Annotated in this window: 20 protein-coding genes; 9 read left to right on the plus strand and 11 right to left on the minus strand. The window is 73.0% G+C overall.

The annotated features are described in order from the left end of the window. The first annotated feature begins 15 nt into the window (after window positions 1-15). Complete coding sequence (locus ACFYXS_RS25520; RefSeq protein ID WP_389252040.1) at window positions 16-1,047, plus strand: LacI family DNA-binding transcriptional regulator; 1,032 nt, start codon at window positions 16-18, stop codon at window positions 1,045-1,047. A gap of 15 nt (window positions 1,048-1,062) precedes the next feature. On the opposite strand, the gene ACFYXS_RS25525 is transcribed toward ACFYXS_RS25520, so the two are convergent. The 4 genes from ACFYXS_RS25525 to ACFYXS_RS25540 all read right to left on the minus strand — a co-directional run bounded on the left by ACFYXS_RS25525 (window position 1,063) and on the right by ACFYXS_RS25540 (window position 3,602). Beyond that, window positions 1,063-1,332: a hypothetical protein gene (locus ACFYXS_RS25525; protein WP_389252042.1), complete on the minus strand. Its 270-nt coding sequence runs from the start codon at window positions 1,330-1,332 to the stop codon at window positions 1,063-1,065. Next, a complete protein-coding gene (locus tag ACFYXS_RS25530; protein ID WP_389252289.1) occupies window positions 1,329-1,682 on the minus strand; it encodes a DUF6247 family protein in 354 nt (117 codons plus the stop codon). The genes ACFYXS_RS25525 and ACFYXS_RS25530 overlap by 4 nt, the downstream gene beginning before the upstream one ends. A gap of 214 nt (window positions 1,683-1,896) precedes the next feature. Continuing rightward, window positions 1,897-2,565, minus strand: coding sequence for a peptide-methionine (S)-S-oxide reductase MsrA (gene msrA / locus ACFYXS_RS25535; RefSeq protein WP_389252044.1), 669 nt, complete (start codon window positions 2,563-2,565; stop codon window positions 1,897-1,899). Beyond that, the gene (locus ACFYXS_RS25540) at window positions 2,562-3,602 is read right to left on the minus strand and encodes a hypothetical protein (RefSeq protein WP_389252046.1); all 1,041 of its coding nucleotides are present in this window, start codon (window positions 3,600-3,602) and stop codon (window positions 2,562-2,564) included. The genes msrA and ACFYXS_RS25540 overlap by 4 nt, the downstream gene beginning before the upstream one ends. A gap of 67 nt (window positions 3,603-3,669) precedes the next feature. Between ACFYXS_RS25540 and ACFYXS_RS25545 the strand changes: the two genes are divergently transcribed. Next, window positions 3,670-4,821: a cystathionine gamma-synthase gene (locus ACFYXS_RS25545; RefSeq protein WP_389252048.1), complete on the plus strand. Its 1,152-nt coding sequence runs from the start codon at window positions 3,670-3,672 to the stop codon at window positions 4,819-4,821. A gap of 36 nt (window positions 4,822-4,857) precedes the next feature. Here ACFYXS_RS25545 and ACFYXS_RS25550 read toward each other — a convergent pair whose 3' ends face one another. From ACFYXS_RS25550 to ACFYXS_RS25560, 3 genes are read right to left on the minus strand one after another with little or no spacing between them, the layout of a single operon-like run. Then, complete coding sequence (locus ACFYXS_RS25550; protein ID WP_389252050.1) at window positions 4,858-5,103, minus strand: hypothetical protein; 246 nt, start codon at window positions 5,101-5,103, stop codon at window positions 4,858-4,860. Then, the gene (locus ACFYXS_RS25555) at window positions 5,100-5,564 is read right to left on the minus strand and encodes a sigma factor-like helix-turn-helix DNA-binding protein (RefSeq protein WP_389252052.1); all 465 of its coding nucleotides are present in this window, start codon (window positions 5,562-5,564) and stop codon (window positions 5,100-5,102) included. Before ACFYXS_RS25555 ends, ACFYXS_RS25550 begins: the two co-directional genes overlap by 4 nt. A 32-nt stretch (window positions 5,565-5,596) precedes the next feature. Next, window positions 5,597-6,088 carry a MarR family winged helix-turn-helix transcriptional regulator gene (locus ACFYXS_RS25560; RefSeq protein ID WP_389252054.1) on the minus strand — a complete coding sequence of 164 codons (492 nt, stop codon included), beginning with the start codon at window positions 6,086-6,088 and terminating at the stop codon, window positions 5,597-5,599. A gap of 232 nt (window positions 6,089-6,320) precedes the next feature. Here ACFYXS_RS25560 and ilvA point away from each other — a divergent pair, with 232 nt between their 5' ends. The 3 genes from ilvA (at window position 6,321) to ACFYXS_RS25575 (ending at window position 9,544) form a co-directional block, all read left to right on the plus strand. Continuing rightward, complete coding sequence (gene ilvA / locus ACFYXS_RS25565) at window positions 6,321-7,481, plus strand: threonine ammonia-lyase (protein ID WP_389252291.1); 1,161 nt, start codon at window positions 6,321-6,323, stop codon at window positions 7,479-7,481. A gap of 246 nt (window positions 7,482-7,727) precedes the next feature. Continuing rightward, window positions 7,728-8,690 carry an ATP-binding cassette domain-containing protein gene (locus ACFYXS_RS25570; RefSeq protein ID WP_389252056.1) on the plus strand — a complete coding sequence of 321 codons (963 nt, stop codon included), beginning with the start codon at window positions 7,728-7,730 and terminating at the stop codon, window positions 8,688-8,690. Next, window positions 8,687-9,544, plus strand: coding sequence for an ABC transporter permease (locus tag ACFYXS_RS25575; RefSeq protein ID WP_389252058.1), 858 nt, complete (start codon window positions 8,687-8,689; stop codon window positions 9,542-9,544). The genes ACFYXS_RS25570 and ACFYXS_RS25575 overlap by 4 nt, the downstream gene beginning before the upstream one ends. Before the next feature lie 92 nt (window positions 9,545-9,636). Here ACFYXS_RS25575 and greA read toward each other — a convergent pair whose 3' ends face one another. Both greA and ACFYXS_RS25585 read right to left on the minus strand, forming a co-directional pair. Further along, entirely contained in the window at window positions 9,637-10,134 is a 498-nt protein-coding gene (greA, locus tag ACFYXS_RS25580; protein ID WP_389252060.1) for a transcription elongation factor GreA, read from the minus strand. A 174-nt stretch (window positions 10,135-10,308) separates the two neighbouring features. Further along, window positions 10,309-10,719: a DUF4307 domain-containing protein gene (locus ACFYXS_RS25585; protein ID WP_389252062.1), complete on the minus strand. Its 411-nt coding sequence runs from the start codon at window positions 10,717-10,719 to the stop codon at window positions 10,309-10,311. A 106-nt stretch (window positions 10,720-10,825) separates the two neighbouring features. On the opposite strand from ACFYXS_RS25585, the gene mca reads away from it, so the two are divergent. Continuing rightward, entirely contained in the window at window positions 10,826-11,698 is an 873-nt protein-coding gene (mca, locus tag ACFYXS_RS25590; RefSeq protein ID WP_389252064.1) for a mycothiol conjugate amidase Mca, read from the plus strand. A gap of 4 nt (window positions 11,699-11,702) precedes the next feature. Then, window positions 11,703-11,945 (plus strand): hypothetical protein, encoded by a 243-nt coding sequence (locus ACFYXS_RS25595; protein WP_389252066.1) that lies wholly within the window; start codon window positions 11,703-11,705, stop codon window positions 11,943-11,945. 91 nt (window positions 11,946-12,036) lie between these two features. Here the strand turns inward: ACFYXS_RS25595 and ACFYXS_RS25600 are convergent, their stop codons facing one another. Then, window positions 12,037-15,201: a tetratricopeptide repeat protein gene (locus tag ACFYXS_RS25600; protein WP_389252293.1), complete on the minus strand. Its 3,165-nt coding sequence runs from the start codon at window positions 15,199-15,201 to the stop codon at window positions 12,037-12,039. 607 nt (window positions 15,202-15,808) lie between these two features. Here ACFYXS_RS25600 and ACFYXS_RS25605 point away from each other — a divergent pair. After that, entirely contained in the window at window positions 15,809-19,168 is a 3,360-nt protein-coding gene (locus ACFYXS_RS25605; RefSeq protein WP_389252068.1) for a S8 family serine peptidase, read from the plus strand. A gap of 73 nt (window positions 19,169-19,241) precedes the next feature. Here the strand turns inward: ACFYXS_RS25605 and ACFYXS_RS25610 are convergent, their stop codons facing one another. Further along, on the minus strand, window positions 19,242-20,240 hold the full coding sequence (locus tag ACFYXS_RS25610; protein WP_389252070.1) for a helix-turn-helix domain-containing protein: 999 nt from the start codon (window positions 20,238-20,240) through the stop codon (window positions 19,242-19,244). Window positions 20,241-20,418: 178 nt separating this feature from the next. On the opposite strand from ACFYXS_RS25610, the gene ACFYXS_RS25615 reads away from it, so the two are divergent. Continuing rightward, entirely contained in the window at window positions 20,419-22,449 is a 2,031-nt protein-coding gene (locus ACFYXS_RS25615) for a thioredoxin domain-containing protein (RefSeq protein WP_389252072.1), read from the plus strand. Window positions 22,450-23,629: the final 1,180 nt, after the last annotated feature.

Raw genomic sequence — 23,629 nt, forward strand, 5'->3', positions numbered from 1 at the left:
CGAGGGAGCCGCCGGATGGTCACGCTCGCCGAGGTCGCCCGGCACGCCGGAGTCTCCGCCAGCACCGTGTCGTACGTCCTCAGCGGCAAACGGTCCATCTCCGAGGCCACACGGCACCGGGTCGAGGGCAGCATCCAGGAACTCGGCTACCACCCCCACGCCGGCGCCCGCGCGTTGGCCAGCAGCCGGTCCAACATCATCGCCCTGATGGTGCCGTTGCGTACAGACATGTACGTCCCCGTCATGATGGAGATCGCCATCGCCGTCGCCACCACCGCGCGGCAGCACGGCCACGACGTGCTGCTGCTCACCGGCGAGGAGGGACCCACCGCGGTGCGCCGGGTCGCCGCGAGCGGACTGGCCGACGCGATGATCCTCATGGACGTCGAACTCCACGACGAGCGCATCCCGTTGCTCCGCGCCGGCGACCGGCCCGCCGTCCTCGTCGGCCTGCCCGCCGACCGCGTAGGACTGACCTGCGTCGACCTCGACTTCGAGGCCACCGGCGCGCTCTGCGTCGACCACCTCGCGGATCTCGGGCACCGCGACATCGCCGTCGTCGGCGAGGCCGCCGCGGTCTACCAGCGGCACACCGGCTTCGCCGAACGCACCCTCCAGGGACTGCGCACCCGCGCCGCCGCACGCGGCGTACGGCTCATACACCGCCCCTGCGAGGGCAGTTGGGAGTCCACCGCCGGCACGGTCTCCCGCATCTTCGACGAACGGCCCGGCACCACCGCGCTCGTCGTCCAGAACGAGGCCGCCATCGGTCCCCTCCTGTCCTTCCTGCGCCAACGGGGCCGCGCCGTCCCCGAGGACGTCTCCGTCGTCGCCGTCTGCCCCGACCAGGTCGCCAACCAGTCGGCACCCCGCCTGACCTCCGTCGCCATACCGGCGGAGGAGATGGGCCGCCGAGCCGTCGACCTCGTCATGACCAAACTCGGCGCGGACCCCTCCGCGGCCTCCCCCGGGGTCCACCTCATCGAGCCCCGCCTGACGGTCCGCGACAGCAGCGGGCCCGCGCCGGTGCAGTTGCCGGCTCCATGAGTTGTGCGGGTACCTTCAGGCGGCGTCGAAGGGCGGGATGATCCTCACCACGACCAGGAGCCGGGCCCGCGGGGCCACCAGGAAGTAGAACCAGCCCCCTGCCGCGTCCATGTGCCGCAGACCACCGGGTCGGGGGCCGCTGCCGAAGTCACTGACATCGACGCCCGTGGCGGCCAGTTCGGTCAACTGCCCGGCGAGCCGCTCCACTTCGGCGACGACGAAACGGGGAAGGCCGCCAGTGACATGCGCGTGGTCCGGATCGTAGTCCCAGCGCCAGTCGCTCACCGCTGGTGAACCGCGACGGCGGCGTGGGCGGCGTCGAGGATGCGGCCGATCTCCGACGCGGCTTTGCCGGCCTGGACGGCGTCGCCCGATGCCGCCACTTCTTCCCAGTGCCGCATGTCCGCGGCCAGGGTCGGGTGTCGCTGGATGTGCACGTAGGTGGACCACTGCGCGATGAATCGCCACAACGGGGCGAGGTCCGAGCCCTGGCGGGACTGATCCGCCGCCTCATCGAGTTCGCGTGTGAACGCGGGCAGAGCAGCCGGCGCGATCTGCGCGATGGCCTGGCGCAACGCCGTCACGGTGGCGGGCGGCCGAGGGATAAGTGGCTGCCCGGCGGTAGAGGCGGTCATCGGTTCTCCCATGGGCTGATTCCTGTCCCTCGCGTCAGCCTACTCAGCCGAAGCCGGACGCCGGCCCTCGATCGAGTGAGCCAGGGCCCCACGGCACCCACCGCCCCGCGCTCACGCGTGAGTGACTTCCCGCGCCCGAACCGGGCACTGCCACGGGGAAGGCCGAACGGTTACCGGGCAGCCCACCGCACCCGGCCGCCCGCCGAGGGCGAGGTCATCGCCCGGTACCCGCCGCCCCGGTCGGGCAGGCCACGCCCGTGCCGCCGATGCCGCAGTGGCCTGCGGGGTTCTGGGCGAGGTACTGCTGGTGGCGGGCCTCGGCGGGGTAGAAGGGGCCGGCGGGGGCGATCTCGGTGGTGACGGGGCCGTGGCCGGCGGCGCGGAGGGCGGCGGCGTAGCGCTCGCGGGAGGCGAGGGCGGCGGCGTGCCGGTGCGGGGAGTGGGTGCGCAGGGCGGAGCGGTACTGGGTGCCGTGGTCGTGGCCCTGGCGGTAGCCCTGGGTGGGGTCGTGGGCCTCCCAGAAGGTGCGCAGGACCTCGTCGTAGGGGAGGAGCGCGGGGTCGAAGACCACGCGCACCGTCTCCGCGTGGCCGGTGAGGCCGCTGCAGACCTCCTCGTAGGCGGGGTGCTCGGTGTGGCCGCCCTGGTAGCCGACGAGGGTGGTCCACACGCCGGGCAGGCGCCAGAAGGTGCGCTCGGCGCCCCAGAAGCAGCCGAGGGCGAGATCGGCGACCTCCAGTCCCGCTGGGTAGGGGCCGGCGAGCGGGGTGCCCAGCAGGAGGTGCCGCGCGGGCACGGTGTGCAGCGGGGCGGCGCGGCCGGGCAGCGCCTCCTCGGCGGAGGGCAGGCGCAGGCCGTGGTGGGGGAAGGACGTCGCCGTCAACGGGCCGGGCCCGGGGCGGAGTTGCGCTGGAGGCCGGCGATGGCCTGGGCGCGGTAGAGGGCGTACGCGGCTGCGGGGTCGTCGGCGTACGACCAGGGGGCGGCGCCCGCGAAGCCGTCGACGTGGCGGATCTGTTCGACCGCCTCGGGGTAGCGCTCGGCCCGCACCAGGAAGGAGATCAGCAGGTGCCGGACCAGGGGCAGCACCGGGTCGTTGGAGGAGGCGTGCTCGGTGGCGTAGAGGGCGCCGCCGACGGCCCGGGAGATGACCTCGCTCTGGTAGAAGCTGCTGGTCAGGATGAGCTCCGGCAGGTACGCGAAGACCTGGAAGAGCGGCAGCGCCGGCAGCAGGCTGCCCTCGGGCCCGGAGGCGGCGGCGCGCTCGGCGAAGTCGCGGGCCGCGTCCTCGGGCAGCCGGGACAGCGCGACGAGGTGCGCGCCCATGTGGTGCGGGGCACGGGCGGTGATCTTCTCCCAGGAGGCCGTGAAGTCGCCGTCCGCGGCGAGGTCGACGATGTACGGGACCGGGTCGCCCGGCGCCAGCAGCGCGGCCTCCGCGGCGACGCTTCGGGCCTCCTCCAGGATCATCGGCACGTCGGGCGAGCTCGCCGGGGCGCGCCGCGCCTGCTGCACCAGGAACGCGGCCTGGACGGCGGCGCCGCCGGGGTCCTTCGGTTCCTCCACCCGCCAGGTGCGCAGCCACGCCCCGCCCTTGCCGGGCGCGCGCTTCAGCTCCACCGAGGCGGCCCCGGCCAGCGTCTGGACCCGCTGCCAGCGGGCCTCGCCCTCCACCGGCGTGCCCTTGAGCAGGGCGGACACCGCGTGCCAGTCCTGGGTCCGCTGGGTCGCGGTGAGGGCCTGGGTCAGTTCGGGGTCGGGCCCCGGCAGCCGGATGTCGATCATGTCCTGGGACACGAACCCGTACAGGGCGGGGTCGGCCGCCGCCCTGGCCCACTCGGCGCGGCCGCGCCGCAGGCGGGGCCACATCACGACGGCGGCGATCAGGAGCACTCCGTACAGCACCCAGAGGAATTCCATGATGAGCAAGCGTACGCGCGCCCGGCCGGCACACCCCCGTGCCGTCGGTCGCACTACGCTCGGCGCTATGAGCGAGCAGCAGCACCAGAACTTCGAGACCCTCGCGATCCACGCGGGTCAGGCGGCCGACGCCCAGACCGGGGCCGTCGTGACGCCGATCTACCAGGTCTCCACGTACAAGCAGGACGGCGTCGGCGGGCTGCGCGGCGGCTACGAGTACAGCCGCAGCGCCAATCCCACCCGCACCGCGCTGGAGGAGAACCTCGCGGCACTGGAGGGCGGCCGGCGGGGCCTGGCCTTCGCGTCGGGGCTGGCGGCCGAGGACTGCCTGCTGCGGACCGTCCTGAAGCCCGGCGACCACGTCGTCATCCCGAACGACGCCTACGGCGGCACCTTCCGGCTCTTCGCCAAGGTCGTGGAGCGCTGGGGCGTGCAGTGGTCGGTCGCCGACACCTCGGACCCGGCGGCGGTGCGGGCCGAGATCCGCCCCAACACCAGGCTCATCTGGGTCGAGACGCCCAGCAACCCGCTGCTCGGCATCACCGACATCGCCGTGCTGGCGGACATCGCGCGCGGCGCGGACGCCCGGCTCGTGGTCGACAACACCTTCGCCAGCCCCTACCTCCAGCAGCCGCTGGCGCTGGGCGCGGACGTGGTCGTGCACTCCACGACCAAGTACATGGGCGGCCACTCCGACGTGGTCGGCGGCGCGCTGATCGCGGCCGAGGCGGGCCTCGGCGAGGAACTGGCGTACCACCAGAACGCGATGGGCGCGGTGGCCGGCCCCTTCGACGCCTGGCTGGTCATGCGCGGCATCAAGACCCTCGCGGTGCGCATGGACCGGCACAGCGACAACGCGGAGAAGGTCGCGGACCTGCTCTCCACCCACCCGAAGGTCACCCAGGTCTTCTACCCGGGCCTGGCCGAGCACGCGGGGCACGACGTCGCGGCCAAGCAGATGAAGCGCTTCGGCGGCATGGTCTCGTTCCGGGTCGCCGGCGGCGAGGAGGCGGCGGTCGAGGTCTGCAACCGGGCCCGGCTGTTCACCCTCGGGGAGTCGCTGGGCGGCGTGGAGTCGCTGATCGAGCACCCGGGCCGGATGACGCACGCCTCGGCCGCCGGTTCGGCGCTGGAGGTGCCGGCCGACCTGGTGCGCCTGTCGGTGGGCATCGAGTCCGTCGACGACCTGCTGGAGGACCTGCGGCACGCCCTCGGGTGACGCGGGGCGCGGGCGCCGCGCCCCGCGCGGCGTCCGCTACCAGTAGACCAGGGGTGTCGTCTGCAACGGCTGCGGGTCCGGCCACCACAGGGCGGCCGCCACCAGGGCGGCGGCCAGGACGGCCAGCAGCAGCACCCACAGGACGAGGTGCAGGACGCGGCGGCGCGCCACGAGGCGCCTGCCCTGTTCGGCGGCCCGGGGGGCGAGGCCCACCGGGACGACGGGGTGCGGCCCGTCCAGCAGTCTGCGGACCTCGTCCTCCTTGCGGTCCCACGGCGTCATGAGGCAGCCTCCCGCACCCGGGGCGCGGGCCCGGCCGAGGGCCGAGGGTTGCGCAGGACGGTCGTGGCCCGCAGGCACACCGCGCGCACCCGGTCGACCGGCATGCCGAGCTGCGCGGCGGTCTGTTCCTCGGCGATCCCCTCGTAGAGCCGCAGGACGACCACCAGCCGCTCCTGGACGGTCAGCGTGCCGAGCAGTCCGCCGCGCGGCCGCCGCCACCGGGGCCGGAGCGCGAAGCGGCGGACGATCTCACCGCGGGTGTGGACGTACGGGTCCTCGCCGCGCAGCCGGAACCAGTCCGCGTACGTCCGGGACAGCGCGGCGAACAGTAACTCGGAACCCTCGTCGCGGTCGCCGGTGAGCAGCGTCGCGGCGTGCAGAAGACGCCCTGCCGCACCCGCCGCGAACGCCGCGAACTCGGCGTCGCGCAGGCGTTCCGCTGCCGCCCGGCGCTCTCCCACAGCGCCATGGGACGGCAGACGGTGACCTCAGGTCAAGAGCTCTGCTCGTCCCCGGTTGTCATCGCCGTGTGATAGTCCGCCAACGCGGAGTTGAAGCGGCCGAGGAGATCGGTGAAGATCTCCCGTTCCTGCCCGGTCCAGTCCTCCGTCACGACCGACATGAGCTCGCGGCGCGAAGTGCGCACCTCTTCGAGGCGCGTGCGCCCCCGGGGGGAGAGCGCGAGGACGACCGCACGCCCGTCCTCGGGGTGCGAGGTGCGCTTGACCAGACCGCTGTCGACGAGCGGCGCGACCTGCCGGGTGACGGTCGAGGAGTCGATGCCCATGCCCTCGGCGAGCGCCTTGACGCCCATCGGCCCCTCGTTGTCCAAGCGGTTGAGCAGCAGGTATGCGGCCCGGTCCATGGAGTTGCGGGCCTTGCCGACGCCACCCAGACGGGTCTGCTCCGCGCGCCGGGCGAAGAGTGCCACCTGGTGCTGCAGGCGCTCCAGGAGGTCGGTCGTTGTCTCCGAGGGAATGGGCATGGCCGGAAGCTCGCGTTCTGTCGGTCCTGCGAAGGTTGGGAGAAGAGTACGCGGAGAGCGTCACCCCGGGACCCCGCCGGGGAAAACTGCTCCGTCCCGGCTCCCCGGGCACGCGGCTGCAAGACTGGGGCTCATGGAAAGCCCGGCAAGTCCTGTACGTCCCGTGCGCCGTCCGGCGGGCCCGCCCCCCTCGCACCCGGTCACGATCGACGACGTCCGCGGTGCGCACAAGATGCTCTCCGGGGTCGCGCGGACCACCCCGATGGAGGGCAGCCGCTACCTGTCCGGCCTGGTGTCCGCGCCCGTGCACCTCAAGTGCGAGAACCTGCAGCGCACCGGTTCCTTCAAGGTGCGCGGCGCCTATGTGCGGATCGCCGGGCTGCGGCCGGAGGAGCGGGCGGCCGGGGTCGTCGCGGCGAGCGCGGGCAACCACGCGCAGGGCGTGGCGCTGGCCGCCTCGCTGCTGGGGGTGCGCTCCACCGTCTTCATGCCGGTCGGCGCACCGCTGCCGAAGATCGCGGCGACCCGCGAGTACGGGGCCCAGGTGCGGATGGAGGGGCAGGTGGTGGACGAGACGCTGCACGCCGCCCGCGTGTACGCGGAGGAGACCGGTGCCGTCTTCATCCATCCCTTCGACCACCCCGACATCATCGCGGGCCAGGGCACGGTGGGGCTGGAGATCCTCGACCAGTGCCCGGAAGTGCGCACGATCGTGGTCGGAGTCGGCGGCGGCGGGCTCGCCGCGGGTGTGGCCCTGGCGGTGAAGTCGGTGCGCTCCGACGTCCGCGTGATCGGCGTGCAGGCGGAGGGCGCGGCCGCGTACCCGCCGTCGCTGCGGGCCGGACGGCCGGTGGTGCTGGACTCGGTGGCGACCATGGCGGACGGCATCAAGGTGGGCAGCCCCGGGGACGTGCCGTTCGGCATCATCCGGGACCTGCTGGACGACGTGCACACGGTCAGCGAGGACGAGCTGTCCAGGGCGCTGCTGCTCTGCCTGGAGCGGGCCAAGCAGGTCGTCGAGCCGGCGGGGGCGAGCCCGGTGGCGGCGCTGCTGGCCCGGCCGGAGGCGTTCGAGGGGCCGGTGGTGGCCGTGCTGTCGGGCGGCAATGTCGACCCGTTGCTCATGGAGCGTATCCTTCGACACGGTATGTCCGCGGCCGGCCGGTACCTGTCGTTCCGGCTGCGGCTCACGGACCGGCCGGGTGCCCTGGCGGCGCTGCTGGGGATCCTGTCGGCGAACGACGCCAATGTGCTGGACATCGCGCACGTCCGTACCGACCCCCGGCTCGGGCTGACCGAGGCCGAGGTCGAGCTGCGGCTGGAGACGCGGGGGCCCGAGCACCGCGAGGCGGTGGGCTCCGCACTGCGGTCCGCGGGGTATGTGCTGCTCTGACCTGCGCGTCAGTGCTCTCGCCGGCAGGACGGGGCGGAAGCGGGGCCCGATTGTCAGTGGTGTGCGGCAGGCTGGACGCAGGTGTTGCGGACGCGGTGGAACGCGGGAGAGGGTGCCGCGAGAAAAACCGGTTGACGCGATATATCGCGTCTGGGATGCTCGCGATGTATCGACGTGTGCCGCCGCTCCGGCCGCACGCCCGTTCATCCCCCACATCTCACTCACGCCCTGAAGGGGAGACAACGCATGCCAGGCGCCATCCACGCCGAAGGTCTGGTGAAGACCTTCGGCGACGTACGGGCACTGGACGGAGTGGACCTCGACGTCCCCGAAGGCACCGTCCTGGGTCTGCTCGGCCCTAACGGAGCCGGGAAGACCACCGCCGTCCGCGTCCTGACCACCTTGCTGCAGCCGGACAGCGGCAAGGCCGTCGTCGCCGGGATCGACGTGCTCAAGCACCCCAACGAGGTGCGCCGGCAGATCGGCCTCTCCGGGCAGTTCGCCGCCGTCGACGAGTACCTGACCGGCCGCGAGAACCTGCAGATGGTCGGGCGGCTCTACCAGATGTCCGCGCGCGACGCGAAGGCGCGGGCCACCGAGCTGCTGGAGCGTTTCAACCTCGCCGAGGCCGCCGACCGCACGGCCAAGACGTACTCCGGCGGCATGCGCCGCCGCCTCGATCTGGCGGCCGCGCTGGTCGTCCGGCCGCCGGTGATGTTCATGGACGAGCCGACCACCGGACTCGACCCGCGCAACCGCCTCGCCCTGTGGGAGGTCATCCAGGACCTCGTGGCCGGCGGCACCACCCTGCTGCTCACCACGCAGTACCTGGAGGAGGCCGACCACCTCGCGCACGACATCTGCGTGATCGACCACGGCAAGGTCATCGCGCGCGGCACCTCCGACGAGCTCAAGGCACGCACCGGCGGCGAGCGCGTCGAGGTCGTCGTGCACGACCGCGAGCACCTGGCCACGGCCACCGAGGTGCTCCGGGGGTTCGGCAAGGGCGACACGTCCCTCGACAACCACACCCGCCGGATCACCGTGCCGGTCACCGGCGGCGCGAAGCTGCTCGCGGAGGTCATCCGCGAACTGGACACCCGCGGCATCGAGATCGACGACATCGGGCTGCGCCGCCCCACGCTCGACGATGTCTTCATGTCGCTCACCGGCCACGCCGCCGAGGAGAAGGAAGAGGAGTCCCAGTGACCACGGCGACCGATGCGGTACCCACCGCCACGCCGCGCCCCACCAACGCGTTCGTGCAGTCCGTGCGCGACTCGCTGGTGGTCGCCCAGCGCAACCTGATCCGCATGATGCGGATCCCCGAGGTCGTCATCTTCGGCCTCGTCCAGCCGATCATGTTCGTGGTGCTGTTCAGCTACGTCTTCGGCGGCTCGATGAACGTCGGCGGCTCCACGAGCCCCTCCGTCTACCGCGAGTTCCTGATGGCGGGCATCTTCGCCCAGACCGTCACCTTCGCGACCGCCGGCGCGGGCGCGGGCATCGCCGACGACATGCACAAGGGCCTCATCGACCGCTTCCGGTCGCTGCCCATGGCCCGCGGCGCGGTCCTCACCGGCCGCACCCTGGCGGACCTGGTGCAGACGGCGCTGACCGTCGTCGTGCTCGCGATCGTCGCGCTGCTCGTCGGCTGGCGCATCCACGAGGGCCTGCCCAAGGCGATCGCGGCGTTCGCGCTGCTGCTCCTGCTCGGCTACGCGTTCTCCTGGATCGGCGCCCTGATCGGCCTGTCGGTCCGCACCCCGGAGGCGGCCACCTCCGGCGGCCTGATCTGGCTGTTCCCGCTGACGTTCATCTCGAACGCCTTCGTGGACTCCAACCAGATGACCCCGTGGCTGCGGCACATCGCCGAGTGGAACCCCTTCAGCTCCACCGTGCTGGCCTGCCGTGAGCTGTTCGGCAACCTCCCGGAGGGCTACCGGGCGGCGGACGTCTGGCCGATGCAGCACCCGGCGCTGGCCTCGGTGATCTGGTCGGTCGTGATCATCGTGGTCTTCCGCACCCTGGCCGTGCGCAAGTACCGCTCCGCGACCGCGTAGGGCGCGGACGCACGAGGAGCCCCCGGCCGTCGAGGCCGGGGGCTCCGTTGTGTCCGTGGGCAGGGGTGCCGGTGTGCCGGCGCCCGCCGTGGTCAGCCGCTGTACGGCTTCGCCTCGATGATCTTCACCGAGGCCTTCTTGCCGTTGGGGAGCTCGTAGCTCGCGCTCTCGCCGACCTTCTTGCCGTTCACGCCCGAGCCGAGCGGGGACTGCGGCGAGTAGGTCTCCAGGTCCGACGACACGTACTCGCGCGAGCCGAGCAGGAAGGTCAGCGTGTCGTCCGGGTCGCCGTCGAAGGCGATGGTGACGACCATGCCGGGCGCGACAACGCCGTTGTCCGCCGGGGCCTCGCCCACCTTGGCGTGCTGCAGCAGCTGCGTCAGCTGGCGGATCCGGAGCTCGAGCTTGCCCTGGTCCTCACGCGCCGCGTGATAGCCGGCGTTCTCCTTGAGATCGCCTTCCTGGCGGGCTTCCTCGATCTTGGCGACGATCTCGGCGCGCGCCGGACCAGACAGATGCTCCAGCTCGGCCTTGAGCTGGTCGTACGCCTCCTGGGTCAGCCAGGTGACGTTCTCACTGGTCTGGGTCACAGGTGCTCCTCGTCGGTACTCGCTTGCTTACAAATGAACGCCCTACCCAGAAAGATGCGTCTTCGCGGGAGGGCGAAACCACGAGCCTAACAATTCCCCCCGACAAACGGCGAGGGGAAAATCATCAAGAAGGCATCAGCGCAGGTCAGCGGGGTACCTGCCGAGGGGGCGTGATCAGTGTGTCGGCTGGCAGCCGATCAGCTCCGCGGAAGTCCCGCGACCGGTGGTGCGAATGGTGACCACGGTGTCCACGTGACCGCTGTGCTGATTGAGGCGGACATCCCGGCGGCCCACCTCGGAGTGGTCCTCGGCGACCGAGCGCAGGGTGCACACCGCGGTGACGTCCGTGTTCTTGCGCACTTCCAGATGGACCTGGACCTCGTGGTCGGAGACCACCTGGAAGGTGATGACCTGGCCGCTGACCTCCGTGCCGGCGATCTTGTCCCAGCCGATCCAGACCAGCAGGACCAGCGTCAACGCGCCCAGAACGGCACCGATGACCTTGAGTTTGCGGTCGGCGCGGGCGTCCGCGTCCGTGCTCCGGCCGTACCGGCCCTCGGGCACCTGCCGGGTCACCGCGCTCATCGATCAGTCCTCCCGGGGGCGGGGAATCCCGCCCTGGAATTAATCAGCCCCTTGCTTCGGTCACTATAGAAGTCGCTACTCGTACCCCCCGACTGAGGATCCAACCTTGACCGATCAGCTGCGACTGATGGCCGTGCACGCCCACCCCGACGACGAGTCGAGCAAGGGCGCGGCCACCATGGCCAAGTACGTCTCCGAAGGCGTCGACGTCCTGGTCGCCACCTGCACGGGAGGCGAGCGCGGTTCCGTACTCAATCCCAAGCTCCAGGGCGACGCGTACATCGAGGAGCACATCCACGAGGTCCGGGCCAAGGAGATGGACGAGGCCCGCGAGATCCTGGGCGTCAAGCAGGCATGGCTCGGCTACGTCGACTCCGGCCTTCCCGAGGGCGACCCGCTGCCGCCGCTGCCCGAGGGCTGCTTCGCCCTGCAGGACGTGGACGAGGCCGCCGGGACGCTGGTGCGGCTCATCCGCGAGTTCCGTCCGCACGTGATCACCACGTACGACGAGAACGGCGGGTACCCGCACCCCGACCACATCATGACCCACAAGATCTCGGCGATCGCCTTCGACGCCGCCGGCGACCCGGAGCGCTACCCCGAGGCCGGCGAGCCCTGGACGCCGCTGAAGCTCTACTACAACCAGGGCTTCAACCGGCAGCGCACCGTCGCCCTGCACGAGGCGCTGCTCGCCCGCGGCCTGGAGTCCCCGTACGGGGAGTGGCTGGAGCGGTGGAAGACCTTCGACCGGCCCGAGCGCTCCCTGACGACCCACGTGCCGTGCGCCGACTTCTTCGAGATCCGGGACAAGGCGCTGCTCGCGCACGCCACCCAGATCGACCCCGACGGCGCCTGGTTCCACGTGCCGATGGACATCCAGAAGGAGGTCTGGCCGAACGAGGACTACGAGCTCGCGCAGTCCCGCGTGGAGACCACCCTCCCCGAGGACGACCTCTTCGCGGGCATCCGGGAGAATTGAGCGCGTGAACGCGACATTCGGCACGGCCGCAGCCCAGCTCGTTCCTCTCGCCGTCAAGGACCTCGACGAGAACAAGGTGACGCCCGGACTCCTGGGCTTCATCATCTTCGCCCTCATCGGCCTCTCCCTGTGGTGGCTGATGAAGAACATGAACAAGCAGATGCACAAGATCGACTTCGTCGAGGAGCCGGACCCCGCCGCCGACGCGGAGCCGGGTCCCGGCAAGGGCGCCGGCCGCGCCGGCTGATCCGGCAGCCGCACCACGCCGCGGAACCCCGGGCGGAGACCGCCCGGGGTTGCGGCATGCCTTGACGCGGGGCCCCGGCCCCCCCTCGCGTTCAGCCAGGGCGCCGGTCGGAGGCGCGGTCCGCCGGTGGCGGTGTCATCGCCATCCGCGCCCCGCGTGAGGGCACCATGCCCAGCCGCCAGGCCTCCCACGGCGTGCCCGGCTCGACGCCGCGCTCCAGCAGCAGCGCGTACGCCTCGGCGTACTCCTCCAGGTCCAGGTCGCGCCCCTGGTAGGTGTCCCGCAGCAGCGTGGACAGCCCCTCGCGCGCCTCGGCGGCTCCATCCTCGGTCAGTAGCGGCAGCAGCGTGCACTGCAGGAAGCGCGACCAGTCCGCTCCGCGGCGGTCCGGCAGGGCGGTGAAGAGGCGTTCGGCGTCCCGCAGCAGCTCCAGCGCCTCCGGGACACGGCCGTTGCCCGCGTCTATCACGGCCAGTTCGACGCAGGACCAGGCCTCGCCGTGCGGCACGCCGATGCGGCGGAAGTCGGCGCGGGCGTCCTGGAGCAACTGGCGGGCGAAGCCGCTGTTGCGGAGATTGCCGGTGAGGGCGGCGCGCTGGTCGCGGGTGACCCGCGCCGAGTGGTGCCGGGCGCAGGCCAGCCCGTAGACGTCCCGCATGCGGCTGAACATCGTGCGGGAACGCTCCAGGGCCCGCAGCGCGGGGTCGAGTTCGCCCGCCTCCTCCAGCGCCTGGCCGAGGTAGTACAGCGACCAGGCCTCGCCGCGGGCGTCCTCGTTGGCCCGGTGGCGCGTCAGGGCGTCGCCCAGGACCCGCTGGGCGGCCGGGGCGTCGCCGCGCAGCAGCCGGGCACGGGCGAGCTGGGTGGCCGTCCAGGCGGTGCCGCGCGGATCGCGGGTGGCGGCGTAGCACTCGCCCGCGGCCCGGAGTTCGGCCTCGCCGCGGTCCGCGTCGCCGACCGCCAGCTGCCACTGCCCCAGCTGGAGATGGGCCCACGCCTGGCCGTGCACGCTCTCGCTCTCGCGGTGCAGGGCCAGCGACTCGGTCAGCAGGTCGTGGGCCTCCGCCAGCCGGCCCGCGTCGCGCAGCACCGCCGCCAGCGCGTGCTGCGTCCACGCCCGGTCGGCGCGCAGTTCCTCGGCCGCCTGCAGCTCCAGGGCCTCACGGAGCTTCTCCTCCGCCTCGTGCAGGCTGCCCTGCTGCTGGAGCGTGATGCCGAGACTGCACAACGCGCGGGCGGCGCCCGCCGGGTGCTGCGCCTCGAAGTACAGGTCGACCACGGACGACAGCGTGGAACGGGCCTTGTCGAGCTCGCCGAGCTGCCGGGCGGCGATGCCGGTGCGCCACTGCACGGAGCGCACCAGCACGTTCTGGTCGGCCTCCCGCTGGTGCCGCTGCGCCAGCTCGCTGATCTCGCCCAGCCGGTACAGGTCGCCGCGCAGCAGGCAGTAGTCGCACAGCGCGCCCAACAGGTGCTGCACGACCCGCTGGTCGACGCCTTCGGCATGCCGCAGGGCGGCGGTGATGAAGCTGGACTCCTCGTCCAGCCAGCGCAGCGCCAGGTCCAGCGAGGCGAAGCCCTGCGGCCCGAACCGGTCCGCGCGGGTGGAGGTGCGGCCGTCCACCAGGCGGATCACGGAGTCCGCGAGTTCGGCGTAGCTGCGGATCAGCCGCTCCTGGGCGGCGGCCCGCTCGTCCGGGTCCTCCTCGTCGAGCAGGCGCGCGTGCGCGAAGCGGCGTACGAGGTCGTGCAGCCGGTAGCGGCTGCCGCGCACGTGCTCGATGAGCCCGGCCGCGGCCAGTTCGCCCAGCCGTCGTCCCGCCTCCTGCTCGTCGGCCGCCAGCAGCGCCGCGGCCGCCGCCGCGCCGAGACTGGTGCGCCCGGCCAGCGCCAGGCGCCGCAGCAGCCTGCGGGCCGGCTCGGGCTGGTCGTGGTAGCGCAGCGCCAGCGCCCGCTCGACCGGGTCGACCGGCCCGTAGGCGGCGAGCTCCGCGGCCAGGACCTCGACCCCGCGTTCGGACAGCGAACTGCCGGCGATGCGCAGCGCCAGCGGGAGGCCGCCGCACAGCCGCCGGATCTTCTCGGCGCCGGCGCCCGCGTCGGTGCCGTCCCCGCTGTCCCCGCCGAGCGCGGCCAGCAACTTCCGCGAGGCACCGGCCGTCAGGGGCTCCACGGCAAGGTCGTGGACGCGCGCCGCCGGGACGTCCAGTGCCAGCGGCCCGGCCGCGGTGACCAGCACGAGGCTGTCGGACCGCTCGGGGACCAGGGCCCGGACCTGACCGGCGTCGGCCGCGTCGTCCAGGACGACGACGACCGGGACACCCGTCAGCCGCTTCTGGTACTCGTCGGCCAGGCGCCGCAGATGCTGCTCCTGCGAGGTGCGCTCGCGGAAGAGCAACTGCTCGCGGGGCGCCCCCAGCCGGTTCAGCAGGTGCAGCAGCGCGTCCCGGGTGGGCAGCGGCCGCTCGCCGGGGGCCGCGCCCCGCAGATCGACCACGCACGCGCCGCGGAACTGGTCCTTCAGCTGCTGCGCGGCACGGACGGCCAGCGTGGTGCGCCCGGAGCCGGCCGGACCGTGCAGCACGACCACCACGGGCCCGCTGGCGGGGGACACCCGGGCCTGGTGGACCCACTGCGCGATCTGCCGCAGATGGTCCCGGCGGCCGGTGAACGGCCCGTCGGTGGCGGGAAGTTGCGCGAAGGACTGCTCCAGTGCGCTGCGGCCGCGCGCCGCGGCGCTGCGGTCGGTGCGCCGTTGCGCCGGCAGGGCCGGACCCGGCGCGGGCGCCGGGGCGGGCGCGGTGAGCTGCCGTTCCAGGAACGGGCGGACGCCGCGCCGGTCGACCGCCTCCAGCCAGGCGCGGCGCAGTTCGCCGGTGCGCCCGCCGCCCGCGCCGGACCCGCGCGCGGAACGGGCCGCCGTCGTGGCCGCCCCCGCCACGGCGACGACCGCGCCGGTGCCCAGCGCCGTACCGGCGCCGGTACCCCAGCCGAGGTCGGCCACGCACGCCGCGACCGCCGACACGGCGGTCACCAGGGCGGGGGTGCGGATCGCGGTGCGCCGCCCGGCGCGTTCGGCGTGCCGCGCCGCCGCGTAGGCGGCGTACTCGCCCGCGGCCTCCTCGGCGATGCCGTCGAGTGCCGCACGTCCCCTGCGCAGCAGTTCCTCGGCGTCCTCCGGGCGTCTGCGCCGTCGCTCTCCCGCCACGGCGCGCTCCAGCAGCCGTAACACCTCCGTCCGGTCGGACGGGTGCAGTTCCGCGGTCCGCTTCGTCAACACGATCCCCCTCGGTCGCCGAGCCAGGACCCAAGTGTGCTGCCGAACCCGCCACATCGCGACACCATCGGTGCGGCCGGGACTGCCGAAGCGCGGCGGCCCGCAACGAGACCCCGCGGCACGGGTGCGCACCGGCGTCCGGTTCGGCCGGTACGCCCCCGCCGCCCAGCCGCTGCGCGCCGCGGGTCGCGCGCCTCGTGCGGCCGGCATCGCGGTCCCGGAACGGCGCGCGGGCCCGGCCCGGGGCAGTCGTCAGCGCCGGTACCTTCTCGACGTACTTGTCCGGTTCGGCCGGTACGGCCCCGTCGCGCAGGTGTTGCGTGTCGCGCCCCGCGCGCTGTTCGCGCAGGCGGAGCGTGCGGCACGACCCCGGTGGCGGCCGGTTCATGGCGCATCGGCGCACCCCGTGCGGCCGGACGGCGCCCGGAGCGCGTGGCGGCAACCGGGCCGTTCCCGTGGTTGATCCCGGCTTGGGCCGCTTCGTACCCCCTGTGCCGTGGCGCAAAGGTGACTTGGCACCTGCTGGACAACAACGAGGTGCTGACCCCCGCCATCAGCGGGGACATGCTGTCTCGCCATGAGACACATGAACAGCAGGTGGCGGCCGAGGGTGCGGAGCCCGCGGCCGCAGTACGTGGCGGCCGCCGCTCTCGCGGCGCTGCTGGCAGGTCTGACCGCGACGCCCGGGGCGGCCCAGGACACCGGCCAGGGCAGCGGGTCCGGCGTGCAGGGCAAGGCGGCCGGGATCACCCGGCACCAGGTCACGTTGATCACCGGTGACCGGGTCACGCTGGACACGGACCCCTCGGGCCGGCAGAGCGTCACGGTCGAGCCCGCCAAGGGGCGCGAGCACATCACGTTCGTCAAGCGTCGGAGCGGCCGGGACTGGACCGTCATACCCGTCGACGCCCTCCCCCTGCTGGCCACCGACCGCCTCGACGCGGCGCTGTTCAACGTCTCGGCCCTGGTCGCGGGGAAGTACGCGGAGCGGTCGAGCCTGCCGCTGATCGTCCAGTACGCGGGTGACGCGGGCACCGCCGAGCGCCGGCTCACCACGGCCGGGGCCGACGGCGTGGAGACCGTCGCCGGGACCCCCTTCGCGACGCTGGCCGAACACCGCCAGGACGCCGCGGCGTTCTGGAAGGGCATCGCCCCCGGCCAGGCGGGTGCCACGTCCTTCGGCGCGGGCGTGCGCCGGGTCTGGCTCGACGGGCATTCCAAGGTGCAGGCCGAGAGCACGGCGACCCGCATCGGCGCCCCCCACGCCTGGGAGAAGGGCTGGACCGGCACCGGCGTCAAGGTCGCGGTGCTGGACACCGGTTACGACCCGAACCACCCGGACCTCAAGGGCCTCGTCACCGAGTCGGCGAACTTCACCTCCGAGCCGAACACCGACGACCTGATGGGCCACGGCACCCACGTCACCTCGACCATCGCCGGTTCCGGCGCGCTCTCCGGCGGTCAGTACAAGGGTGTGGCACCCGGTGTCCAGATCCTGTCCGGCAAGGTGTGCACCGGGGACGGCAACTGCGACAACTCCGCCATCATCGAGGGTCTGGCCTGGGCCGCCCAGCACGGCGCCAAGGTGATCAACCTCAGCCTGGGCGACACGGACACGCCGGAGACCGACGCCGTCGAGGCCATGGTCGACACCGTCAGCCGTGACTACGGCGTCCTGGTGGTGGCCGCGGCCGGCAACAACGGCTCCGGCAGCAGGGTCTCGTCGCCCGCCTCCGCGGACCGCGCGCTGGCCGTCGGCGCCGCCGAGGCCGACGACGACCGCGCCGTCTTCAGCTCGGTGGGCCCGCGGACGGGCGACTCCGGCCTCAAGCCGGACATCATCGCCCCCGGCGTCGGCGTCGTCGCCGCCAGGGCGGGCGGCACCACCGCCGACGACGGCTACATCGCGATGGACGGCACGTCCATGGCCACGCCGCACGTGGTCGGCGCCGCCGCGATCCTGTTCCAGGAGCACCCGGACTGGACCGCCGAGCAGGTCAAGCGCCAGCTGATGCAGTCGGCGACCGGTGCCATGGAGCACGGCGCCTACTACCAGGGCGCCGGGCGCGTGGACGTGGCCCGCGCGGTCGACCAGGAGGTCACCGCCGACGTCGCCGGAGTGGACTTCGGGCTGGTCCGCTGGACCGACGGCCGTCGGCCGCCGGTGAGCCGGAAGATCACCTACCGCAACCCGGGCGCCGCCCCGCTCACCCTCCGGCTGGCGCAGAACGCGAGCAGCGGCCTGCTGGACAAGCCCGCCCCCGACGGCCTGTTCCGGCTCGGCGCCGACACGGTCACCGTGCCCGCGCACGGAACCGCGGACGTCACCCTCACCGCGACCCCGGAGGCCACCGCGGCCTACGCCGCCTACAGCGGCGTGGTGAGCGCGGTCACCGCCGACCACCAGGTGTCGGTGCGCGTCCCGTTCGGCCTGGACCTCGAGCAGCCGTCCTACGACCTGCGCATCGACATGAAGAGCCGCACGGGCGCGGCCCCCGACACCGCCTACCTGCTCGTCCAGTCGGCCGACCACAAGTCGTACGAGGTGGAGGCGCTCGGCAAGAGCAGCACGGTGGTGCGGCTGCCGAAGGACACCTACTCGGTGAGCGGCTTCTTCTTCGACGCGTCCTTCACCGAGGGCGTCATCGTCGGTGTGCCGAAGGTCGTGATGACCGCCGACCGGCAGGTCGCCATCGACGCGCGGAAGGCGAAGCCCGTGACCGTCTCGGCGCCGAGCCGCTCGGCGCGCATCCTCTCGGCGGAGGTCGGCACCATCAGCCGCGGCGACGAGCTGCTCTCCGTCACCATGTACAACGCGGTCGGCAACGACCACATCGAGGGCGTGTACGCGACCCCGACGGCGCGGGACAAGGACGCGAAGTTCACCTACCTCGTCAGCACCGTCTGGGGTGACCCGGCCGGCGCGGACGGCAACCCCTCGTCGGTCTACTACCTCACCCGGCCGGTGCACGGCGCCATCCCGGCCGATCCGGGGTACCGCCCCCGCACATCGGAACTGGCCACGGTGGACACCACCTTCGCCGCCACCACCCCGGGAACCACCGCCGCCCGACTGGTCTGGATGTACGTCGACAACGTCCGCTTCAGCGCACCCTCGATGACGGGGCTCCCGGTTCCGACCCGGCGGGTCGACTACTTCTCGTCGGCCGACGGCCTGCGCTGGCAGACGGCCTTCGACCAGAACAACTTCTTCGACCCGGACACCCGCGGACAGAGCTACCTCGGCGATCTGCACAGCTACAAGGCCGGGGCCGAGGTCGAGGAGCGCTGGAACGGCGGGATCCAGGCCGTGGGCCTGTCCTCCCAGATGGCGGCCTTCCGCGAGGGCGACACCATCTACCGCCCCTTCCAGTCGGCCGCGAACGGAAACCTCGACCTGGTGGCCGACACGACGTCCGGCATGCCCAAGGTGGAGCTGCGGCGCAACGGCGAACTCGTCTCCCAGGACTGGAGCATGAGTGACGTACCCGCCGACGCCACCCCCGCCGACTACCGCCTGACGTCCGAGCAGGACCGAGACCTCGCCCCCAGCTCCGTCTCCACGCACGTGTCGGCCGAATGGCGCTTCCGGTCGCAGACCACGGCGACCCGCCAGGCGCTGCCGCTGTACGCGGTCCGCATGTCGCCCGAACTGGACGAGTGGAACCGTGCCAGGGCCGGACGTGAGCTCCGCATCCCGGTCCTGGTCCAGCGGACGCCGGGCGCCGTGGAGTCGCCGATCCGCACCCTCACCTTCGAGGTCTCCTACGACGAGGGCAGGACGTGGCAGTCGGCCGCGGTCAAGGGGTCCGGCATGCAGCGCACCGTGACCGTGGACAGCCCGCACCGCTCCGCGGGCGGTTCGGTCAGCCTGCGCACCTACGTCAAGGACGCGGCGGGCAACTCCTTCAAGGAGACCGTGATCAAGGCCTACCTCCTCAAGTAGCCGCGAGCACGGCCGCACGGACAGCCGTGAACACAGCCGCAAGCGCGGACCCGCGCTTGCGGCTGTGCGGCGCTCAGAGCCAGTTGCGGCGCGCCGCGTGCCATCCCAGCTGCATGCGGGTGGCGACGCCCGCGAGGCTCATCAGCCCCTGGATGCGGCGCTGGACGGTCCGCTTGCTCACGCGGAGCTGCCCGGCGATCGCCCCGTCGGTCAGGCCGGCCACCATCAGGGACAACAGGTGCCGGTCCTCGGCGGCCAGTGACGCGGCGTCCTCGGGGTCCGCGCCGCCGATCCGGCCCTCCTCGGTCACCCGGAGCGGGGCGCCCACCTCCCAGTAGCGCTCGAACAGGTCGATCAGCGCCTCCAGCAGGCTGCTCTCCCGCACCAGCGCCGCCTTGAGCTCCTTGGGGTTGCCGGGAGCGCCCGAGGACGCCAGTGGCAGGACGGCCACCGACCGGTCGGAGACCGCCATCCGCAGGGGCAGCCGGGGCACGGCCCGGGCGACCTCGCCGGCGTGCACCCCTCTGACGACGTTGTCGACCGAACCGGGGTCGTCGAAGTACGCCTGTTCGTACAGGACCCGGTAGAGCACCCCCCGGGCGTGCGCGGCGAACTGCTCCTGGTTGCTCTCCGGGGACATGGCCACGTAACTGGCCTTGCAGAACCACGTCATCTCGTGACGGGTGTTGTCCTGGAGCTGCCGCAGCCGCTGCCGCAGGGCGGCCGCGCCGCTGATGATCTCGATCGCCTCGCCGCTCACCCGGGCCCGCGCGCCGCGCTGGTACGCCTGCACCATCTCGAACACGGCCGCCCGGGTGCGGTCCAGGTCCTCGGAGTGGCGCTGGAGCCGCGGTACGAGGGCGACCTCCGGCGGGATGGCAGCGAACCAGCCGGGGCTGTCCTCCACCGGGTACGCCAGCCCCTTGGCCTCCAGCGCGAGCAGCAGTCGCCGGACCGCCGCGGCGTCGAGGCCGCAGCGGCCCGAGACCTCCTCGGCGGACGCCGACTCGGTGCCGAGCAGCAGGCGGTACACCTCGCCCTCGGCGGCCGTGAGGCCCACCGTCTCCAGCATGCTGTCCCTCCGATCACCGCCCGGCGCGATCGCCGCGCTCCGCCTCGGAACAACGCGTTCCGTCCGGCGTTCGATTTCATCAGCACATCCGCCCGCGGACAACGTCCGTTGCCCGGGGCAACCGCGTGGCGGTACGGGAGGGGCGCGGCGGCGGGGCGCGATGTGTGAGGCTGGGACCATGGTCAATCGACTGAGCGGTTCCACGTCCCCGTACCTGCTCCAGCACGCCGACAACCCCGTGCACTGGTGGCCGTGGGGCGACGAGGCGTTCGCGCGGGCCCGGGAGCGCGGGGTGCCGGTGCTGCTCAGCGTCGGGTACAGCAGCTGCCACTGGTGCCATGTCATGGCGGGGGAGTCCTTCGAGGACGAGGAGACCGCCGCGTACCTCAACGAGCACTTCGTGTCGGTGAAGGTCGACCGCGAGGAGCGGCCCGACGTCGACGCCGTCTACATGGAGGCCGTGCAGGCGGCCACCGGGCAGGGCGGCTGGCCGATGACGGTGTTCCTGACCCCGCAGGGCGAGCCGTTCTACTTCGGCACCTACTTCCCGCCCGCCCCGCGGCACGGCATGCCCTCGTTCCGGCAGGTGCTGCAGGGCGTCGAGGCGGCCTGGCGCGAGCGCCGCGACGAGGTCGGGGAGGTCGCGGCGAGCATCGTGAAGGACCTGGGCGCGCGCTCGATGGCCCTCGGCGGGACGACCCCGCCCGGGCAGGAGGAGCTCGCCGCGGCGCTGCTCGGGCTGACCCGGGACTACGACGCCGCGCACGGCGGCTTCGGCGGCGCGCCCAAGTTCCCGCCGTCGATGGCCCTGGAGTTCCTGCTGCGGCACCACGCGCGCACCGGCTCCGAGGGTGCGCTGCAGATGGCCGCGGACACCTGCGAGGCGATGGCCCGCGGCGGCATCTACGACCAGCTCGGGGGCGGCTTCGCCCGCTACTCCGTGGACCGCGAGTGGGTGGTGCCGCACTTCGAGAAGATGCTGTACGACAACGCCCTGCTCTGCCGCGTCTACGCCCACCTGTGGCGCGCCACCGGCTCCGACCCGGCCCGCCGGGTCGCCCTGGAGACCGCCGACTTCCTCGTCCGCGAACTGCGCACCCACGAGGGCGGCTTCGCCTCCGCGCTCGACGCCGACAGCGACAAGCCGGGCGGCGGCCACGGCGAGGGGGCGTTCTACGTCTGGACGCCGGAGGAACTGGAGGACGTCCTCGGCCCGGCGGACGCGGCCCTGGCCGCGGCGCACTTCGGCGTGACGGAGGAGGGCACCTTCGAGGAGGGCGCCTCGGTGCTGCAACTCCCCGCCGACGCCGGGCCGGCCGACGCGGAGCGCATCGCCTCCGTGCGGGAACGGCTCTTCACCGCGCGCGAGACCCGCCCGCGCCCCGGCCGGGACGACAAGGTCGTCGCCGCGTGGAACGGGCTGGCGATCGCCGCGCTGGCCGAGACCGGCGCGTACTTCGGGCGGCCGGACCTCGTCGCGGCGGCCGTGGAAGCCGCGGACCTGCTGGTGCGGGTCCACATGGACGAGCACGGCCGGCTGGCCCGGACCTCGCGGGACGGCGTCGTGGGCGTCAACGCCGGTGTGCTGGAGGACTACGCGGACGTCGCGGAGGGGTTCCTCGCGCTCACCGCGGTGACCGGCGAGGGCGTGTGGCTGGACTTCGCGGGGCTGCTGCTCGACTCCGTGCTGCGGCACTTCACCGGGGAGGCGGGGGCGCTCTACGACACCGCGGACGACGCGGAGGCGCTGATCCGCCGGCCCCAGGACCCGACCGACAACGCCGCCCCCTCGGGCTGGACGGCCGCCGCCGGGGCCCTGCTGTCGTACGCCGCGTACACCGGCTCGGACCGGCACCGCGAGGCAGCCGAGCAGGCGCTCGGGGTCGTGGGCGCGCTCGCCGGCCGGGTGCCGCGGTTCATCGGCTGGGGACTGGCGGTCTCCGAGGCGGCGCTCGACGGCCCCCGCGAGGTCGCCGTGGTCGGCCCTGCGGGCGACGCCGGGACGGCGGCACTGCACCGCGTCGCGCTGCTGGGCACCGCCCCGGGCGCGGTGGTCGCCGTCGGCGCGCCCGGCACCGACGAGTACGCCCTGCTGGCCGACCGCCCGCTGCTCGGCGACCGTCCGGCCGCCTATGTCTGCCGCCACTTCGTCTGCGCGGCCCCGACGGCCGACCCCGGGTCCCTGGGGGAGCAGCTCGGCACGCGCTGACCCCGGGGTGCCCCCGGCCGGGCCTCTGTCGACAAGTGCGTTCGGAGGCACGGCTGATGACGATCCATCAGGACGATTTCATGGGAAATCGCCCAGTTTGTCGTGGGGTTGCGGGGCGCCGAACGGAAAGTGTCCGGTTCCGGACATGACCGGTACTGGCGGGTGATCATGGGCCGCGGGCTCTCGCGGCGGCCCCCGGAGCGCTGCGCAGCGTTCACTGACGGTGACGCGCTGTGGGGTCCGGCCGCCGGGTCCCGGTCCCCCCGCCGGGAATTGGGCGCGGGCTTTCGGTCCCCGAACGGATGCCCTACGTACCGAACGGAGTGCCGTGTCCCGGTTCCGGCGGAGTGTCGCGTTCCCGTTGGTATTCGATGTCCTGTCACCGTGCGCGCACGCCCGCATTCGCCGCGGTGCCGGCCGGCCCGGGCCGCGGGTGGCGGGGTGCCGCCCCGGCGGAGTGCGGCCGCAGGTGGAGCGGCGTCGCGTCCGGCCGCCGGTCGCGCGGTGCGGGGCACGGCACTGCGCCGGTGCATGCGGCACGGAAATGTGAAGACGTGAAAAGTCCGAGGTGCGGATCCCGTAAAGGACCCGCAATGCCCGGCGTTCCGCTTTTCTTTATGCCTCTCCGTTCGGCTGCCGCATTCCGGAGGGCGCACCGCTTTTCCGTGAGAAGCCGAATGGGACCGGGTGGCGATCTTGACTCGCTTACAGAGGCGTACTTCTGGCGGATCGTCAGCAAACGGGGGAAGTCCGTCGCGTCATCTGGGCAACATGTGCCCGTAACAAACTCTTTTACACGGCCGCTTCCACGGCCCCTGTATAACTTTCTTACTCCGACTCGGAGGGGGGTGAGTGCAGCATGGCACTCGCGATTCACGGGGGCGGGGCCGCTTGGGGTGCGGCGCCGCGTCGTCCGGAATACACGGAGAGGCAGCGGGCGAACCACTGCCGGCTCCGGAAGCGCGGCCGCACCGGCCGCTGTCAGTGGCTCCCACCGGGCCGGGGGCCGACGCCGGCCGAGTGAGCCGGCGGGCCCGATCGGTGACCTCGTGGGTCTCGACGTCCCCGTCCGGTGCGGTTCGGTAAAACCGCTGGTAGGCGTGGTGAGGCGGCGTGTCTGCCATGCCGCCGGACGCCCCGGTGGCGTGCGCCGGCCGCCCGTCGGGGACGTCCCGACCCG

It is taken from the genome of Streptomyces sp. NPDC002574, from assembly GCF_042889545.1.
Taxonomy (GTDB): domain Bacteria; phylum Actinomycetota; class Actinomycetes; order Streptomycetales; family Streptomycetaceae; genus Actinacidiphila.